This is a genomic window from Streptomyces sp. NPDC052016 (assembly GCF_044548445.1).
In the GTDB taxonomy this organism is placed as follows: Bacteria; Actinomycetota; Actinomycetes; order Streptomycetales; family Streptomycetaceae; genus Streptomyces.
Genome location: NZ_JBIUBX010000002.1, coordinates 78,831 through 96,529, shown reverse-complemented (window position 1 = coordinate 96,529; position 17,699 = coordinate 78,831). Strand labels below are relative to the sequence as shown.

General features: G+C 71.0%; 15 protein-coding genes, 2 tRNA genes and 1 pseudogene. 3 read left to right on the top strand and 15 right to left on the bottom strand.

Annotated features, from left to right (window positions below):
• Positions 1-399: 399 nt before the first annotated feature.
• The 3 genes from ACIHAR_RS03545 to leuS form a co-directional block, all read right to left on the bottom strand.
• On the bottom strand, positions 400-1,245 hold the full coding sequence (locus ACIHAR_RS03545; RefSeq protein ID WP_365454172.1) for a DegV family protein: 846 nt from the start codon (positions 1,243-1,245) through the stop codon (positions 400-402).
• An 83-nt stretch (positions 1,246-1,328) separates the two neighbouring features.
• On the bottom strand, positions 1,329-2,072 hold the full coding sequence (locus ACIHAR_RS03540) for a hypothetical protein (RefSeq protein WP_400016548.1): 744 nt from the start codon (positions 2,070-2,072) through the stop codon (positions 1,329-1,331).
• Positions 2,073-2,215: 143 nt separating this feature from the next.
• Positions 2,216-5,089 (bottom strand): leucine--tRNA ligase, encoded by a 2,874-nt coding sequence (gene leuS, locus ACIHAR_RS03535; protein ID WP_365454166.1) that lies wholly within the window; start codon positions 5,087-5,089, stop codon positions 2,216-2,218.
• A gap of 437 nt (positions 5,090-5,526) precedes the next feature.
• Between leuS and ACIHAR_RS03530 the strand changes: the two genes are divergently transcribed.
• Together ACIHAR_RS03530 and ACIHAR_RS03525 are read left to right on the top strand one after the other, a co-directional pair.
• Complete coding sequence (locus ACIHAR_RS03530) at positions 5,527-6,834, top strand: cytochrome b/b6 domain-containing protein (RefSeq protein ID WP_400016543.1); 1,308 nt, start codon at positions 5,527-5,529, stop codon at positions 6,832-6,834.
• Entirely contained in the window at positions 6,831-8,441 is a 1,611-nt protein-coding gene (locus ACIHAR_RS03525) for an NADH-ubiquinone oxidoreductase-F iron-sulfur binding region domain-containing protein (protein WP_400016541.1), read from the top strand. Before ACIHAR_RS03530 ends, ACIHAR_RS03525 begins: the two co-directional genes overlap by 4 nt.
• A gap of 145 nt (positions 8,442-8,586) precedes the next feature.
• Here the strand turns inward: ACIHAR_RS03525 and ACIHAR_RS03520 are convergent.
• The 10 genes and pseudogenes from ACIHAR_RS03520 to ACIHAR_RS03475 all read right to left on the bottom strand — a co-directional run bounded on the left by ACIHAR_RS03520 (position 8,587) and on the right by ACIHAR_RS03475 (position 14,283).
• Positions 8,587-8,659 (bottom strand) — tRNA-Ala (locus tag ACIHAR_RS03520).
• 109 nt (positions 8,660-8,768) lie between these two features.
• The gene (locus ACIHAR_RS03515) at positions 8,769-9,002 is read right to left on the bottom strand and encodes a hypothetical protein (RefSeq protein WP_003976229.1); all 234 of its coding nucleotides are present in this window, start codon (positions 9,000-9,002) and stop codon (positions 8,769-8,771) included.
• 246 nt (positions 9,003-9,248) lie between these two features.
• Positions 9,249-9,782 (bottom strand): annotated as a pseudogene (locus ACIHAR_RS03510) (MFS transporter); the annotation flags it as partial.
• Positions 9,783-9,919: 137 nt separating this feature from the next.
• Positions 9,920-9,992 (bottom strand) — tRNA-Ala (locus tag ACIHAR_RS03505).
• A gap of 129 nt (positions 9,993-10,121) precedes the next feature.
• Positions 10,122-10,796 (bottom strand): histidine phosphatase family protein, encoded by a 675-nt coding sequence (locus ACIHAR_RS03500; protein WP_365454156.1) that lies wholly within the window; start codon positions 10,794-10,796, stop codon positions 10,122-10,124.
• Positions 10,793-11,236, bottom strand: a complete 444-nt coding sequence (rsfS, locus tag ACIHAR_RS03495; protein ID WP_384655804.1) for a ribosome silencing factor — start codon at positions 11,234-11,236, stop codon at positions 10,793-10,795. The genes ACIHAR_RS03500 and rsfS overlap by 4 nt, the downstream gene beginning before the upstream one ends.
• 109 nt (positions 11,237-11,345) lie before the next feature.
• A complete protein-coding gene (locus ACIHAR_RS03490) occupies positions 11,346-13,061 on the bottom strand; it encodes an LCP family protein (protein WP_400016534.1) in 1,716 nt (571 codons plus the stop codon).
• Between the two features lie 16 nt (positions 13,062-13,077).
• Positions 13,078-13,704 (bottom strand): nicotinate-nucleotide adenylyltransferase, encoded by a 627-nt coding sequence (nadD, locus tag ACIHAR_RS03485; protein ID WP_365454147.1) that lies wholly within the window; start codon positions 13,702-13,704, stop codon positions 13,078-13,080.
• A gap of 79 nt (positions 13,705-13,783) precedes the next feature.
• The gene (locus tag ACIHAR_RS03480) at positions 13,784-13,948 is read right to left on the bottom strand and encodes a hypothetical protein (RefSeq protein WP_365454144.1); all 165 of its coding nucleotides are present in this window, start codon (positions 13,946-13,948) and stop codon (positions 13,784-13,786) included.
• 173 nt (positions 13,949-14,121) lie between these two features.
• Positions 14,122-14,283 (bottom strand): hypothetical protein, encoded by a 162-nt coding sequence (locus ACIHAR_RS03475; protein ID WP_384655812.1) that lies wholly within the window; start codon positions 14,281-14,283, stop codon positions 14,122-14,124.
• Positions 14,284-14,423: 140 nt separating this feature from the next.
• Here ACIHAR_RS03475 and ACIHAR_RS03470 point away from each other — a divergent pair, with 140 nt between their 5' ends.
• Positions 14,424-15,518, top strand: a complete 1,095-nt coding sequence (locus ACIHAR_RS03470) for a M48 family metallopeptidase (RefSeq protein WP_400016531.1) — start codon at positions 14,424-14,426, stop codon at positions 15,516-15,518.
• Positions 15,519-15,705: 187 nt separating this feature from the next.
• Here ACIHAR_RS03470 and ACIHAR_RS03465 read toward each other — a convergent pair whose 3' ends face one another.
• Both ACIHAR_RS03465 and ACIHAR_RS03460 read right to left on the bottom strand, forming a co-directional pair.
• Positions 15,706-16,776 carry a hypothetical protein gene (locus ACIHAR_RS03465; RefSeq protein ID WP_365454135.1) on the bottom strand — a complete coding sequence of 357 codons (1,071 nt, stop codon included), beginning with the start codon at positions 16,774-16,776 and terminating at the stop codon, positions 15,706-15,708.
• Positions 16,777-16,886: 110 nt separating this feature from the next.
• Complete coding sequence (locus ACIHAR_RS03460) at positions 16,887-17,498, bottom strand: hypothetical protein (protein WP_365454132.1); 612 nt, start codon at positions 17,496-17,498, stop codon at positions 16,887-16,889.
• Positions 17,499-17,699 lie beyond the last annotated feature (201 nt).

The following is a 17,699-nucleotide window of genomic DNA, read 5'->3' as shown; positions in this document are numbered from 1 at the left end:
GGCCGTCCTCGTCTCCGGCCCCAGCCCCGGCCCCGGCCCCGACCCCGGCTCCGGCCCCGGCCTCACCGCCATCCCGCGGCGGCCCCATCCCCAACTCCCCCCGCTGTCCACCCCTTTCGCCGAAGAGCACCTCCGCCCGCAGGCGCAGTTCCTCGGCCGGGGCATGACGGTTCCTCAACCGGTCCCGCGCAGGTGGCCGTCGGTGTCGGACGCGCCCGTCGGAGCCGGGTCCCCGCCCGGGTCCGCTGGTCGGATTCGTCGTACGTGAGCGTGATACAAGTGCCATGCGTCGAGGATCGGCCACTTCGCCCAAGCGCGATGATCTTGCTCGTTTTTCGGGGACAACGGCCCGGTTGTGGACAACTTCGCCACCCACACGGGTGCGGGCCGATCAGGCGCTCAGCGTGTGGAGACCACGGCCCCCAGCAGTCCGGGCCCGGTGTGGGCGCCGATCACCGCGCCCACCTCGCTCACATGGAGTTCGCCCAGCCCCGGCAGACGTCCCCGCAGACGCTCCGCGAGGGCGGACGCCCGGTCCGGCGCGGCGAGATGGTGGACGGCGATGTCGACCGGCGCGCCGCCGGCGCGCTCGGCGACCAGTTCCTCGAGGCGGGCGATCGCCTTCGAGGCCGTCCGCACCTTCTCCAGGGGCTCGATGCGCCCCCCACCGAGCTGGAGCAGGGGCTTGACGGCGAGTGCGGAGCCCAACAGGGCCTGTGCGGCGCCGATGCGGCCTCCACGGCGGAGGTAGTCGAGTGTGTCGACGTAGAAGAAGGCGGAGGTGCCGGAGGCCCGCTTCTCCGCGGCCGTGACGGCCTCGTCCACCGTGCCGCCGGACTCCGCGACCGCGGCCGCCGCGAGGGCGCAGAAGCCGAGGGCCATCGCGACCATGCCGGTGTCCACCACCCGCACCGGTACGGGCGCCTGGCGTGCCGCGACGACCGCCGCGTCGTAGGTGCCGGACAACTCGGCGGAGAGGTGCAGGGAGACGATGTCGGTGGCGCCGGACTCGGCGACTTTGCGGTAGGTCTCCGCGAAGAGCTGGGGGCTGGGGCGGGAGGTGGTGACGGAGCGTCGTTTCTGCAGTGCCTGGGCGAGGGAGCGGGTGGAGATCTCGGTGCCCTCGTCGAGTGCCTGGTCGCCGAGGACGACGGTCAGGGGCACCGCGGTGATGCCGTGGCGCTCCATCGTCCGCTGCGGCAGGTAGGCCGTTGAATCCGTGACGATCGCGACATGGCGGGACATGAGCTGGAGGTTACCTGGCGTAGCGTCCGTGCGGCAGCCCGGCCCCTCCTCGGCCACCCGGCCGAACGGGATCGAGCGCGGCGTCAGGTGGTGCTCTCGGGCCGCGGCTTCTTCTGCCAGGGGTAGGTGGGGCGCGGTCCGGGCGGGGTGATGGCGGGCCGGGTCGGCTGCTCCGCCGTGTTCTCAGCCGTGCGTGAGTCGGACTTCTCCGACCAGATCTGCTGTCCTGTCGCGCTGTCGGCGGCCGGTGCCTCGGGCCACGGCGGCGTCGGTCCGGGCTCCGGGGTGGTCCAGTGACGCAGGGCACCGGCCTCGACGTCGATCTGGGCGCTGAGGGTGTCCAGGTCCTCGTCCGCGAAGCGGCGGGCGCGGTCCCGGGCCGCCCAGCGCAGCGAGTCCGCCGACGCCGTGATGCGCTCGGTCCGCTCGCGCAGCGACGGCAGCCGCTCGGCGAGTGTGGCCCGGTCGGGTTCGGACTCCAGGCGCTTGAGTTCGCCGTCCAGCTCGTGTCCGTGCGCGCTGAGGCGCTGGAAGAGGCCGAGGGACTCCTTGAGGGACTCGTCCTCGGCCACGCCCGCGTGCAGCGCGTCCTGGGTGGCGCGCATCGAGGTGCGCAGCTTCAGGCGGAGCTGGGCGATCTCGCCGGCCGGTCCGAGCTGCGCGAAGGACTTGGCGCGCAGCGTGTGGTCCTCGACCGTGCGGCGGGCGCTGGTGATGGTGCGGTCCACGCTGCGCTTGGCGGCGCCGACCGCCTTCACCGTGGCGTAGGCGCCGAGCGCCACGAAGAGCACGAAAAGCAGGGCGAGGACTGCGATCACTGCTTCCACGAGCTCCTCCTCCGGAACCGGTTCCGGCACACCACGCGCCGCTCTTCAACGGTAAACGCAACGGGCAGGTCCAAGGTTCCAGAAGAACCCCGAACCTGCCCGTAGGGGACTACCCGGACCAGCCCGGCAGCGGGCGGGAGGCGTTACGCCGGGACGATGTTCACCAGCTTGGGCGCCCGCACGATCACCTTGCGGATCCCTGCTCCGCCCAGCGCGTTGACGACGTTCTCGTCGGCCAGCGCCACCTTCTCCAGCTCCTCGTCGGAGATGGCCGGCGACACCTCCAGCCGCGCCTTGACCTTGCCCTTGATCTGGACGACGCAGGTCACGGTCTCGTCGACGACGTACGCCGGGTCGGCGACCGGGAAGTCCCGGTGGACGACGGAGTCGCTGTGGCCCAGCCTGCGCCACAGCTCCTCGGCGATGTGCGGGGCCAGCGGGGCGACCAGCAGGACCAGCGACTCGGCGACCGGCCGCGGCACCGGGCCGCCCGCCTTGGTCAGGTGGTTGTTCAGCTCGGTGATCTTGGCGATGGCGGTGTTGAACCGCATGCCCTCCAGGTCCCCGCGCACGCCGTCGATGGCCTTGTGCAGCGCCCGCAGCGTGTCCTCGTCGGGTTCGGCGTCGACGACGGTGACCTCGCCGGTGTTCTCGTCGACGACGTTGCGCCACAGCCGCTGCAGCAGGCGGAACTGGCCCACCACCGCGCGCGTGTCCCACGGGCGGGAGACGTCCAGCGGGCCCATGGCCATTTCGTACAGGCGCAGGGTGTCGGCGCCGTACTCGGCGCAGATCTCGTCGGGGGTGACCGCGTTCTTCAGGGACTTGCCCATCTTGCCCAGCAGCCGGGAGACCTTCTCGCCCTGGTAGTGGTAGGCGCCGTCGCGCTCCTCCACCTCGGCGGCCGGCACGGCGATGCCGCGGCTGTCGCGGTAGACGTAGGCCTGGATCATGCCCTGGTTGAACAGCTTGTGGAACGGCTCCGCGGAGGAGACGTGCCCCAGGTCGTACAGGACCTTGGACCAGAAGCGGGCGTACAGCAGGTGCAGTACGGCGTGCTCGGCGCCGCCGACGTACAGGTCGACGCCGCCGTGCGGCATGCCCTCGCGCGGGCCCATCCAGTACTGCTCGATGGCCGGGTCGACCAGCTGCTCGCTGTTGTGGGGGTCCAGGTAGCGCAGCTCGTACCAGCAGGAGCCGGCCCAGTTGGGCATGGTGTTGGTCTCGCGGCGGTACTTCTTCGGCCCGTCGCCCAGGTCCAGGGTGACGTTGACCCATTCCTCGTTGCGCGACAGGGGCGTCTCGGGCTGGGTGTTCGCGTCGTCCGGGTCGAAGGTGCGCGGGGAGTAGTCCTCGACCTCGGGCAGCTCCAGCGGCAGCATCGACTCGGGCAGGGCGTGGGCGATGCCGTCCTCGTCGTAGACGATGGGGAAGGGCTCGCCCCAGTAGCGCTGGCGGCTGAACAGCCAGTCACGCAGGCGGAAGTTGACGGTGCCCTCGCCGATGCCCTTGCGCTGCAGCCACTCGGTGATGCGCGCCTTGGCCTCGACGACTCCCAGGCCGTCCAGGGAGACCTCGGCGTTGGAGGAGTTGATGATCTTCGCGTCGTAGGAGGCGAAGGCGTCCTCCCACGTCGAGGTGTCGGTGCCCCGGCCGTCGGTCGGCTCGACGATGCAGTGGATCGGCAGCTCGAAGGCGCGCGCGAACTCGAAGTCGCGCTGGTCGCCCGCCGGGACGGCCATGATCGCGCCGGTGCCGTAGCCCATCAGGACGTAGTCGGCGATGAAGACGGGGATCCGGTCGCCGTTGACGGGGTTGGTGGCGTACGCGCCGATGAAGACGCCGGTCTTGTCCTTGGCCTCGGCCTGCCGCTCGACGTCGGACTTGGAGGCGGCCTGCGCGCGGTAGGCGGCGACGGCCTCGGCCGGGGTGGCATAACCGCCGGTCCACACCTCGTGGGTGCCCTCGGGCCAGGCGTCCGGGGTGAACTTCTCGACCAGCGGGTGCTCGGGCGCCAGCACCATGTAGGTCGCGCCGAACAGGGTGTCCGGGCGGGTGGTGAAGACGGTGATGCGTTCGCCGTCGATCGGGAAGTCGACGCGGGCGCCCTCGGAGCGGCCGATCCAGTTGCGCTGCTGCAGCTTGATGGCCTCGGGCCAGTCCAGCGCGTCCAGGTCCTCCAGCAGCCGGTCGGCGTAGGCGGTGATGCGCATGTTCCACTGGCGCAGCTTGGCCTTGAAGACCGGGTAGTTGCCGCGCTCGGAGCGGCCGTCGGCGGTGACCTCCTCGTTGGCCAGGACCGTGCCCAGCCCGGGGCACCAGTTGACCGGCGCGTCGGAGGCGTAGGCCAGGCGGTACTCGCCCAGGACGTCGGCGCGCTCGGTGGCGTTCAGCTCGCTCCACGCGCGCGTGTGCCCGGGTACGGGCCGCTCACCGGACTCGAACTGCGCGATCAGCTCGGAGATCGGGCGGGCCGTGCGGGCCTCGTCGTCGTACCAGGAGTTGAAGATCTGCAGGAAGATCCACTGGGTCCACTTGTAGTAGTCCGGGTCGATCGTGGCGAACGACCGGCGCTTGTCGTGGCCCAGGCCCAGCCGGCGCAGCTGGGCCTTCATGTTCTCGATGTTGGCCTCGGTGGACACGCGCGGGTGCGTGCCGGTCTGCACGGCGTACTGCTCGGCGGGCAGGCCGAAGGCGTCGAAGCCCAGGGTGTGCAGGACGTTGTGGCCGGTCATGCGCTGGAAGCGCGCGAAGACGTCGGTGGCGATGTAGCCCAGGGGGTGGCCGACGTGCAGGCCCGCACCCGAGGGGTACGGGAACATGTCCATGATGAACTTCTTGGGCCGTGCGACCTGCTCGGGGTCGCCCGCCAGGTCGCCCTTGGGGTTGGGCGCCGCGTAGGTGCCTTCGGCGTCCCAGACGTCCTGCCAGCGTGCCTCGATCTCGGCTGCCATGGCGGCCGTGTAGCGGTGCGGCGCGGCCACCTCGGCGGTGGCAGCGGGGTTCGTCTCGCTCATGATCCTCAAAGCTCCATCGATCGTCTCTGCCAGCGGCTGTCACACTCAGGAAACGAAAAATCCCCTCGCACAGGAGGGGACGCCGCGCCGATTCCGAACCGTCCGGTCCACCGGCGGTCGGGACTGATCAGCGCGGCTCGCTAAGCAGAAGGCGTACGGCACGCATGGGCTCAGGGTACCGCAGCCCTTGAGCACGCCGCGACGCGCTTCCGTATGCCTGGGGGACACGGCGCCGCCGGCGCCGGCACGACCGGAACCGAGCCCTAGCTTGAACTCAAGTCAAAGATTACTTCGCGTAACAGCCACTAAAGGACAGTGAACGAGTCGCATTGTCCTTTGATAACAACGCAATAACTCAAACCTCGTACCCGTCGGTATGGCGCCCACTTAGAGTTCGGCAGCGGGACCGCTTTCCCGAACTGCTCGGAGTTGCCCCCATGAACCCTCGTCGTAGTAACAGCTCGCTGCCCCAGCCCGGCCGGTCGGCCTATGGGGTGGCGTCCGCTGTCGTCCTGATCCTCATACCCGTGGTCGTGCTGGTGGGAGGCGACCAGTTCCGCGAGTTCCTGAACTTCGGCGCGGGCGTGCTGTCCCTCGTCTCGCTCAGCTGCTCGGTGATCTGGGGCCTGGTCGCCCAGGACCGGATCTTCCTCAACACGCGCCAGCGGCTCATCGGCCAGGCCGTGCACCGGACGACGGCGGTCGCCTCGATCGCGTTCCTGCTGCTGCACATCACCACGAAGATCGCGCTGGAGCACACCCAGTTCATCGCCGCGATCATCCCGTTCTCGCTCGGCGTCACCGGAACCGCCGGGCTGATCGGCCTCGGCTCCCTGGCCGGCCTGCTGATGATCTTCGTAGGCATCACCGGCGCGCTGCGCAGCAGGTTCGCCTCCCCGGCGCCGGTCGCGGCCCGCTGGCGGGCCATGCACATGCTGGCCTACCCGGCCTGGTGCGCCGCGCTGATCCACGGACTCTACGCGGGTCGCCAGGCGAAGCCGGTCTTCGTGTTCCTCTACGGCCTGTGCCTGGTGGGCGTCATGGCGGCCCTCGCGCTGCGCGCCGCGCCGCGCCCGGTCAAGCGCCAGGTGGCCGACCGGATCGCCGCGGTCCTGGGCAGCGACGAGCCGACGGGCCGTGACGCGCTGGACGCGAGCCGCGCGCGCATGGCCGAAGCCACCTCGGCGCTCCCGGGCTACGAGAGCCGCTCCGGCCGGTCGTCCACGGCCGACACGACGAGCTCCCCGCGCAGGGCACCGCAGTCGTCGTCGCCCCTGTACGGCACGCCCGCCACGCCCGAGCCGGCGAACGGCTTCGCGGCCGCCTACCGCGCCGTCTCCACGCCCCCGCGCGGGCAGCAGCCGTTCGCGGCCGACCAGACGACGCGCATGGACCTGCCGTTCGACACGCAGGCGACGGAGGCGATCCCGCGGGTCGACAGCGGCGGCAGCACGTCGGGCAACTGGCCGATACCGTCCCCGCCGCCGGTCGGCGAGGCTCCCCCCTCCGCCTACGACCCGCTTCAGGACACGGGCTTCAACATCCCGGTCTACGGCAATTCGGGCACCGGCGGCTACGGCGGGAGTGATGTGTACGACACCGGTGAGACGAACACCCTCTACGGCACGTACAACTCGAACGACACGTACAACAGCGGTCCCGCCGATGAACCATCGCCCGGGGCGTCCTTCGACGCACCGGGTTCGGGCGAACCTTGGAACACGCCTTCCGGAGGCTATAGGTGAACGAGGCCCTGCCCGACGTCCCAGAAGTCCGCGTGGTCGGCCTTCCGCAGCTCACGTCGGGCTTCGACCTTGTCGAGAGACTCGATCTGCCCATGCACCTGAAGGTGCACGGGCCGCTTGAACCCATGGGCGGAGAGAAGCTCGCGCAGCTCTCCGAACGCATCAACCTCAAGGGCCGCGGCGGCGCGGGCTTCCCCTTCCACAAGAAGCTGCGCTCGGTCGCCGACGCGGCGATCAAGCGCGGCGTACGGCCGGTCGTCGTCGTCAACGGCAGTGAGGACGAACCGGCCTGCCGCAAGGACACGGTGATGATCAACCGTGCCCCGCACCTCATCCTGGACGGCGCGCTGCTGGTCGCCGAGGCGCTGGGTGCCCGCACGCTCGTGGTGGGGGTCACCCGCGAATCGACACAGCGCTCCATGGAGGCCGCCCTCGCCGAGCGCGGCCTCAGCAACGGCCGCCGTTCGGCGCTGAAGGCGTTCGTCCAGCGCAACCCGATCCGCATGGTCACCGGCGCCGCCGCGTCGCTGATCCGCTCCATCGACGGCGGCCCGGCGATCCCGCCCGGCCGCAAGGTCAGCGCCTCGCAGAACGGCGTCGGCGGCGCACCGACCCTGCTGTCCAACGCCGAGACCTTCGCCCAACTGGCCATCGCCGCCCGCATCGGCCCGGAGCGCTACGGCAACACCGGCCTGTACGACGAGCCCGGCACCGTCATGCTGACGGTCTCCGGCGCGGTCGCCCGCCCCATGGTGATCGAGGTCCCCACGGGCGTCCCGCTGCGCTACGTCCTCCAGCTCGCCGGCGCCCCGCCGGTCCCCCAGGGCGTGCTGACCGGCGGCTACCACGGCAAGTGGATCGACGCCGCGACGGTCAACGAGGCGGTCGTCTCGCGCAACTCCCTGGACGCGGTGGGCGGTTCGCTCGGCGCCGGCGCGATCCTGCCGATCAGCCAGGAGACCTGCCCGCTGGGCGAGTCGCTGCGCGTGGCCCAGTGGCTGGCGGAGGAGAGCGCGGGCCAGTGCGGCCCCTGCTACCTGGGACTGCCGGCCGCGGCGCGCGGCATGGAGGACATCCTCAACGGCGGCGGCCCGGCCGCCCTGGAGGCGCTGAAGCAGGTCGCCAAGAACGTCAAGCGGCGCGGCGCCTGCTCCCACCCGGACGGCTCCGCCATGTTCCTGGAGTCGACCATCAAGGCGTTCACCGACGACCTGGCGGCGCACGTCCTCGGGAACGGCTGCGGACGGCCCGTGGAGGGCGTTCTGCCGCTCTTCGAGGGAGGCAGCGCCCCGACGGGCATCGCGGGCGGCGGAGAGCCCGCGGACACCGGCGACAGCCGCCAGAAGATCTTCGTGGACTGGACGCTGTGCCGCGGCCACGGCCTGTGCGCGGACATCCTGCCGGAGGTCTTCCAGCTCGGCGCCGACGGCTTCCCGACCGTGGCGCAGGCGAGGGTCCCGCGCTACGCGGAGGCGAAGGCGCTGCGCGCGGTGCGCCGCTGCCCGGCGCTGGCTCTGCGCATCGAGGAGGACACGCGCGCGCAGGTGCCCTCCCGCAACCTCCCGGTCCTCTCACAGGGCCGCGGCCGCCGCGCGCTCGGCCGCTGAGCCCGTACGACGACGGAGCCGCCTGGAAACAGGCGGCCCCTTGTGCGTTCGCGGTTCCCCGGCCTTACGCGATTTCCCGATGCCCGACCATGTGCGCACACGCAAAAGATCCCGCCGGATCATTCCGATCCGGCGGGATCTGCTGTGGAGCTAAGGAGAATTGAACTCCTGACCTCCTGCATGCCATGCAGGCGCTCTACCAACTGAGCTATAGCCCCTTGCGGCGTTCCGTCGGGTTTCCCCGGCGGCGACGCCAACATTACACGGTCCAGGGGGTGGACCACCAAATCGTTTCCGTTCTGTCCGCTTTGGGGGCGGAAAGTCAGGTCAGGCCGTCACGAACGAGTAGAACCGCTTGAGCGTGCAGTGCTCCTCCAGGAGCCGGCCGTAGATCGGCTCGCCCTCCAGTTCGCGGTACGTCTCGATCGGGTCGCCCTTTATGATCAGCGCCCGCGCGCATTCCTCGCACCAGTACTGGTAGTCGGGGTTGACCGGTTCCATGTCGCGGACGATCGGGGTGCCGCTGCCGCACCAGTCGCACTTTCGCCTGTGTGCACCCATCGATCAGCTCCAGCTGTGGCCGCAGGCCGTGCACACGTAGGAGATCCCGCCGTTGTCCCCGAGGACTTGGGCCACGAAAGCGGAACCGCAGGAAGGGCAGCTGAGCCGGGTGGCCGTTTCCCGTGTCAACGCTGCTTCGGAGAGGTGGCCGACCTCTCCGAGGATGCTCGCAGGCATCGCTACTCCCTCCCGTCGGGCCGCGCCCCCTTCCGGCCGTTTGATTCTGCCACGGCCGGGCCGATACGGTCAGCGACGCCTCAGTACCAGTCCGGACACGGCACCCGGCGCGGCTGTCGCAGCGAGCGCGAACATGCATGTGAGAAGCGCTTCCGAAGAGGTATACGCCTGCGGGGCGCCAAGTGACTCAAGCCGGTTCAAGAACAGTGTGCCGAAGACCGCCACGCCGATCGGCTGCCCGAGCTGGGTGACCGTGGCCAGCAGCCCGCCGGCGTCCGCCGCGTCCTCGGGCCGCACCCCGGCCGGCGCCCGGGTCAGTGTCGGGCTGAAGGCGAGCGCGAGCCAGACGCCCACGCCGGCGTACGCGCCGTAGAGCCGGGCTCCGCCCTGGTCGCCGTCCTTGAAGGCCAGGCCCACCGCGGCCACGAACAAAGCGGTGAGCGCGAACCCGGCCGGTGTCAGCGCCCGCTGCCAGGCGGCGGGCCATCTGCGCCAGGTCAGGCCGACCGCGTTGAAGACGACCGCCGTCGGCGCGAAGGTGAGCCCGGCGCGCAGCGCGCTGTAGCCCAGGCCGCCCTGGACGTGCAGGGTGAGCACGAACATGATCGTCGTCTACACGCCGGAGGACGAGGAGACGGCACGCCGTGCGGCGCTGCTGCGGAGGCAATGAAAAAGATCCCGCCCCCTGAGGAACGGGATCTTCTCTCCGATCTTTGACAACTCCACAGAGTGTCGACCAGTGGAGCTAAGGAGAATTGAACTCCTGACCTCCTGCATGCCATGCAGGCGCTCTACCAACTGAGCTATAGCCCCTGGTGTTCTTCCCGCTCGGCGGGGCGAACAAGAAGAACTTTAGCCTGTGACCTGCCGGAAAGTGAAATCCGGATCTCCGGCGGCTCGACGACGCCCGATCGGCGCCCGGGGCCGCCGCCGGCCCCGCGCTCAGTCGTCGTCGCCGAGCACCGGCTCCGGCAGGGTGCCGGCGTTGTGCTCGAGGAGGCGCCAGCCGCGGGCGCCCTCGCCGAGGACGGACCAGCAGCAGTTCGAGAGGCCGCCGAGGCTCTCCCAGTTGTGGGCCTCCAGGCCGAGGAGACGGCCGATGGTGGTGCGGATCGTGCCGCCGTGGCTGACGACGACGAGGGTGCCGTCCTCCGGGAGCTTCTCGGCGTGCCGCAGCACGACGGGGGCGGCACGGTCGGCGACCTCGGTCTCCAGTTCGCCGCCGCCGCGGCGGACCGGCTCGCCGCGCTTCCACGCCGCGTACTCCTCGCCGTGCCGGGCGACGATCTCCTCGTGCGTCAGCCCCTGCCACACGCCCGCGTACGTCTCGCGCAGGCCCTCGTCGTGGGTGACCTCCAGGCCGGTGAGCGCGGCCAGCTCGGCGGCCGTGCTCGCGGCGCGCGAGAGGTCCGAGGCGACGATCGCGTCGGGCTTGAGGGAGGCGAGCAGCCGGGCTGCGCGGCGGGCCTGGGCGACACCGGTCTCCGTCAGCCGGACGTCCGTGGTGCCCTGGAAGCGGCGCTCCACGTTCCAGGAGGTCTGGCCGTGCCGCCAGAGGATGACACGGCGGCCGCGGCGCGGCGTGCGGCCCGCGGCGGCCTGGGAGGAGGCGCTCACCGCAGATCCCCGAAGCCGGTGATGTCCTCCTCGGCCTGCAGCTTGGCGTGCTCGGCGGCCTTGCCCCGGGTCGCCTTGGCGTCGTCGGGCAGGTCGAGCTCGGGGCAGTCCTTCCACAGCCGCTCCAGCGCGTAGAAGACGCGCTCCTCGCTGTGCTGGACGTGCACGACGATGTCGACGTAGTCGAGCAGGACCCAGCGGGCCTCGCGGTCGCCCTCCCGGCGCACCGGCTTGGCGCCGAGTTCCTTCAGAAGGCGCTCCTCGATCTCGTCGACGATCGACTTGACCTGGCGGTCGCTGGGGGCGGAGGCCAGCAGGAAGGCGTCCGTGATCGACAGGACGTCGCTGACGTCGTAGGCGATGATGTCGTGCGCGAGCTTGTCGGCGGCCGCCTGCGCGGCGGTGGTGATGAGCTCGAGAGAGCGGTCGGTGGCGGTCACTACATGGCTTTCCGTCGGCGGTCGTTTGACCTCAAGGGTCTCACGGACCGCCGACGGCACCCCATGTCATCAAGGGATCACTCCCTGATGGCGGCTTCCGCCGGGCCGCCTAGGACGACGACGGTTCGTAGTCGTCGCCCAGGACGACGGCGACGTCCGCGTTGGCGGCGACGGTGCCCTTCTTCACGGCGCTGGTGGGCAGGCCCAGGGTCTTGGCGACCTCGGTGGCGTTCTCCTTCTGGGCGGCGTCCGCGTACAGCACCTTCGACGCGGACTGCGTGCCGGACGGCGTACCGCCCTCCAGGAAGGTGAAGCCGCCGTTGAGGAGCACCACGCGCGCGTCCTCGGTGTTGGCCTCGGTGCCGCTGGCGTTCTGCACGGAGACGCTGACGGCCGCGTCCTTGTCGGGGCTCTTCGCGGTGCCGCCGAGGACGTCCTTGACCACGCTCTCACTGGCCTGGGCGCTGAGCGTGCCGTCGGCCTCGACGGGCAGCAGGGCGGTCTTGTAGTCGCCGCCCTTGGCGAGGTCGGCAAGCTTGGCGAGGAAGGCGCCGAGGTCCTTGTCGGTGAGCGAGGGGTCGAGGATCTGGGCCAGCGTCTGGACGGTGACCGTGGCGCCCTGCGCGTCGGAGGACACCTTGCGCAGCACGCCCTGCATGACCTGGCCGAACCGCTCCAGCTGGGCGTTCTGCGCCTCGCCCTCGGCGCGGTAGGTGGCGTAGGCGACGGCCATCTTGCCGCTGAGGGTCTGGTCCTCGCCCTTGTTGACCAGAGGGGCCTGGCCCTTCTTCTTGGCGTCCGGGTCCGGCACGGCGGTGTCGGTGTCGACCTCGATGTTGCCGACGAGGTCGACGAGGTTCTGCAGGTAGGGGGTGTCCAGCCGCCAGGTGCCCTCGATGTCGGTGCCGAGGACGGTGTCCAGCGCCTCGCGGGTGCCGGCGGAGCCGTCCTCGTCGACGGACTTGGCGAGGGTGGTCGTGGTGCCGTCGTCGGTGGTGACGACGAGGGAGTTCGGCAGCAGGACGGAGGTTCCCCGCTTGGTGGTGGTGTTGTCGACGAGCAGCACCGTGGAGGTGCCGCCCTGGGCGGTGTCGTGAAGGTGGACGACGATCACGTCGCGCTTCTGGGCGGCGCCGGCGGTCGTGGTGCCGGTCGACTTGGAGTCCGACGAGGACAGACCGGGCAGCTTCCCGGCGTACCAGAGGTAGCCGACGCCGCCGACCGCGACCAGGGCGAGGACGACGGCCAGGGCGACGAGGCGGCTACGGGCGCGGCGCTTGGCCTCCTCGCGGCGCTCGGTGCGGTTCTCGGTGAAGTTCAGCCAGTCGATGACGTCCTCGGAGTCCGCGTCGGGCTCCTCGACGAACGCGAACTGCTCGGTGTGGTAGTCGCGTTCGGGCCGGGTGGTGGGGTCGTCCCGGTCGGCCGTCGCCGCCGTCTCCGGCGCGGCCGGTCCGGCCTGCTGGGGGATGTAGGCGGTCTGCTCCGCGACCCGGGGCTGCTGCCCGCTGGTCGCGGTCTGCCCGTAGGGGTCGTAGGAGGGAGAGGTCTGGGCACCGCCCTGTGGGGCGTAGGCGCCGGTGTCGTAGGGATCGTGGACCGGCGCCTGCCGGCCGGTGTCGTACGGGTCGTACACGGGCGTCTGCTGCTGCCCGGGCGTGCTGTACGGGTCGTAGCCGTAGCCCTGCTGTTGCCCGTACGGGTCGTAGGCCTGTTGCGGGACCTGCTGGGGCGGCACCTGCCGGTACACCGGCTGCCCGTACTCGTCGTAGCCGACGAGCTCGTACGGGGTTTCCCCGTAGCCCGCGTCGTATCGGTCGTTCACCGGTACCCCTCTCGGCTCACTCGCCGCGGTACAGCTCGCGCTTGTCGATGTAGCGCACGACTCCGTCCGGCACCAGATACCAGATGGGGTCGCCCTTGGCGACTCTCGCGCGGCAGTCCGTGGACGAGATGGCCAGGGCGGGGACCTCGACGAGGGAGACGCCGCCCTCCGGGAGTCCGGGGTCGTTGAGGTGGTGTCCCGGCCGGGTGACCCCGATGAAGTGCGCGAGGGAGAACAGTTCCTCGCTGTCCCGCCAGGTCAGGATCTGGGCGAGGGCGTCGGCGCCGGTGATGAAGAACAGGTCGGTGTCGGGGTTGAGGGCCCGCAGGTCGCGCAGGGTGTCCACGGTGTAGGTGGGGCCGCCGCGGTCGATGTCGATGCGGCTGACCGAGAACTGGGGGTTCTCGGCGGTCGCGATGACCGTCATCAGGTAGCGGTCCTCGGCCGGGGAGACCCTGCGGTGGCTCTTCTGCCAGGGCTCACCGGTCGGGACGAAGACGACCTCGTCCAGGTGGAACTGCGCGGCGACCTCACTGGCCGCCACGAGGTGCCCGTGGTGGATCGGATCGAACGTTCCACCCATGACGCCGAGGCGGCGCTTGCCCGGGTTCGACGGGCCGGTAGGCATGTCCTGCTCTCCCATGCGTGCAGACCCTACCGGCCTCGTCCGAGGGCACCGGCCGACGGATGTCCGAAGCACCCCGGTATGGGCATGGTCCGCCTCAGCGGTCGCGGTTGAAGCGGGTGGTGACCCACAACAGGAGCATCAGGATCACGAAGGCACCACCGCCGGTCACCAGGGGGTTCAGGCTCTCGTGGTTGCCACCGTGCTGCTCGCCCTCGGCGGCGAGGGTGACCAACTGGGCAGCGGCGCTGTGGAAGCTCATCTCGGCAGGACCTATCCGGTGTGGGCGGGATAAAGATGTCGGCCCATGGTAAGCGGGCGCCTCACCGGCCATCACGCCGACTCCGCGGTTGGGGAGTCCGCGTCCCGGCGGCGGAAGGGGCGTGGCGGAGGTACGGGCGGCGCGGCGCAGGCCCGGGGAACCTTCCCGCCCCGTCAGTCGTCCTTCCGCTTGTAGCCTCGCAGCAGGAACCAGGCGGTCAGCACGCAGCCCAGGACCATCACGACAAGGACGATCCGGAGCAGGTTCCCCGCCCCTTGCTGCTGCGCGGCATCGGCTGCCTGGGCGATCCAGGGGGCTGCGGGGTTGTGCTCCATGGCTCGGGACTCCTTCGGTGTGGTGCCCGTCCACCGTAACTCCGCCTAGGCTGGGCCCCGCTCGGGGGGCGCAAAGGGCTGCACAAAGGTCCGCAAAGGACCAGACATACGAGGGCCACACAGACGCAGTGGGGGAAGACATGTCCGAAGACGGCCACGAGCAGACGGGCCACGAGAACGTGCCGAGCAGACAGCGCAAGCGTTTCCCCGGAATCTCCTCGCGTGCGTACGAGCACCCGGCCGACCGTTCCGCGCTGGTCGCGCTGCGCAAGCTGAGCGGCTTCGACACGGTCTTCAAGGCGCTCAGCGGGCTGCTGCCCGAGCGGAGCCTGAGACTGCTGTTCCTGTCCGACTCGGTCCGCGTCTCCGACCAGCAGTTCGCCCACCTGAACGACATGCTGCGGGACGCCTGCTACATCCTGGACCTGGAGAAGGTCCCGCCGATGTACGTCAACCAGGACCCGCAGCCCAACGCGATGTGCATCGGCCTGGACGAGCCGATCATCGTCGTGACCACGGGCCTCGTCGAGCTGCTCGACGAGGAGGAGATGCGGGCGGTCGTCGGCCACGAGGTGGGCCACGCCCTGTCCGGCCACGCCGTCTACCGGACCATCCTGCTGTTCCTGACCAACCTCGCCCTCCGGGTCGCCTGGATCCCCCTGGGCAATCTCGCGATCATGGCGATCGTGACCGCCCTGCGCGAGTGGTTCCGCAAGTCGGAGCTGTCCGCCGACCGTGCCGGGCTGCTCGTCGGCCAGGACCTCAAGGCCTCGATGCGCGGCCTGATGAAGATCGCCGGCGGCAACCACCTGCACGAGATGAACGTGGACGCGTTCCTGCGGCAGGCCGAGGAGTACGAGGCGGGCGGCGACCTGCGCGACTCCGTGCTGAAGATCCTCAACGTGCTGCCGCGCTCCCACCCGTTCACCACCGTGCGGGCGGCCGAGCTGAAGAAGTGGTCGGAGTCCCGGGACTACCAGCGGATCCTGGACGGCCACTACCCGCGGCGCACCGAGGACAAGGAAACCTCGGTCGCGGACTCCTTCCGGGAGTCGGCCTCGCACTACGCCGACCACGTCAAGAGCTCCAAGGACCCGCTGATGAAGCTCGTCACCGACATAGCGGGCGGCGCGGGCAACCTGGGCGGCCGGGTCCGGCGCGGCTTCGACGGCTTCACCAGCTCGGCGCCCCCGAAGGACCACCCGGCGGACGCCCCCCCGCGCGGGGACGACTGACCCGGCGTTTCGACCATCACGGTCCGATGCGTTCGGCACCGTTGGTTCTGCGGCGGACCGGCCGGTGTGCCTTCTGGAGCCGGCCGGCGGCCCGGGGCACCTCACCGGGTTGCCCCCCGGCCGGCCCGACCGCCAGGGAGGGCGGCCCGGAGCGACCACCGGCTCCCGGCTGGGCGCCGTCACCGGTTCACACCTTCGGCTGGGCGCTCCCCGCGAGCGCTCCGCACAGCGCCGGCGCCCCGCCCGTCGCGTACGGGTCCGTGCCGGCCGGGCCGCCCTCCTTGGCGGTCTGGCCGGCCAGCAGGGGCCGCAGATGGTTCGTGGAGTCCTCGGAGCAGGACAGCGGCCCGGCCTGGACGTAGGAGACGATCAGCTGGGTCTGGCGCAGCCGCAGGTCGTCGCGGTCGAAGCGGAACTGCAGCTCGCGGCGGACGGTGAACAGCGAGGCCGGCGCCTTCGCGTCGGAACCGGCCGGCCGCAGGGCGTACACGAAGGTGTGGTCGGCGGTGACCTCGAGGGTGGAGGCGTCGGTCTCGGCGGCCTGCAGCGTGCCGTGGACACGGATCCGGCGGTCGGCCAGCTCGGCCCGGGAGGGGTCGAAGCGGACCAGCCATCCGGTCGGCGCGTGCCGTCCGTCCGCCGCCGGGTGGGAGAAGCTCTCGTCGAACTGGTCGAGCTGGTCGGGGCCGATCAGCACCCGCACGGTCCGCACCTGCTGCCCGGTGAGCACCTCCGGGTCGAGGGAGGAGCGCACGATGTAGTCCCTGGCGGTGATCAGGGCGGTGACGACCTGGCTGTCGGAGAAGTGCGCGGTGCGCCGGGAAGCGGGCAGCGGGATGCCCGCCGCGCCGACGCGGTAGTGGGCGGCGGGGCTGTGCCCGTACAGGTACTCGGGGTCGGCCGTGCCGGGCACGGCGCCCTGCGGGGCGAGCGGAATCACGGTCATCCGCAGGGGTTCGACGGGCCGGCGGGCGGCCGGGTTCTGGTACGGGTGGCGGACGCCCATGTAGATCGCGGTGCCGAAGGCGAGGGCGATCAGGACGACCAGGACGAGCGCCTGCCGGGACAGGCCCCGGCGCAGGGGCGGGCGGCGGCGGACGGCGGGCGCGTGGTCGGCGATGCGCTCCTCGGCGGAGTACTCCTGAAGGCGGGCAGCGCGCACGAACGATTCGTCGAAGACGACGGATCGGTACTCGTCCTCTCCTCCACCGGGAGCTCCCTCGGGTGTCCCCTCCGGTGGGTCTCCGGGCCCGCCCATACTTTCAGAGTAGGTCGTGGGGAGCGCGGGTAAACGCCCTGCTCCGTGACAAGTTCTGACAGCTTCTCATCGACGGGAAGCCCTCTGCCCGGTCCTCCCGCAGGCTCAGGTCAGGGCGCGGGCGGGACCGCGGAGACGGGTGGCTGGGAGTGGTCGGCCGACGCCGACGGGGCGAGTCCGCTTCCCTGCTCGAGCCCGGTCGAGGCGGGCGGCGGCACCTGCTCCCGGCTGCCGGAGGAGGCGCCCCGGTAGACCGCCGCGAAGGCCAGCGCGACCATGCCGATACCCATCACGAGGGCGAGCACCCAGGCGACGGGACGGTGCCAGCGGACCTGTTTGCCATAGGGCCCGAAGGCGCCGTAGCGGCGGTCCCAGGCGTCGGGATCGTCGCCGTCGTCCAGGTCGTCGTAGTCCGGATCATGACCGAAATCGCCGGGGCCGTCGGGGCCGTACGGGTCGTCGTAGCGGTCGCCCCGGGCGCGGGCGCGGCGGGCTTCGGCCTCGGAGGCCTCGGCTCTCGCCTTCGCGGCGGCCAGGAGACGCTCGACGGCGGTCGGCTCGTGCACCACGGCCGCCTGCACGAAGGCCTCGTCGAAGACCACGGAGGCGAACTCTTCGTCCGACACCCCGCGGTCGTGGTCGTCGTCGGGCTCCCAGCCGTCAGGGAACGGCGTGCCCCCCACGTCCTCCGGCACGAATCCAGAGTAGACCTGGGGGGTCAATTTGGGCAGACGGTATGGAAATTCATCCGCCTGATGAGACACGGTGCACGGCCTCTCGCACGCCCCCTTCCGAGCCGTGCGCCCCGTTCCCGGCCGTACGCCCCCTTGCGGAGCCGTCCGGTCCGTTGCGGGGCCGTGCGTTCCGGCCGGGGCCGTGCGTTCCGGCCGGGGCCGTGCGCCCCGTCAGCGTCGTGCGTGCCG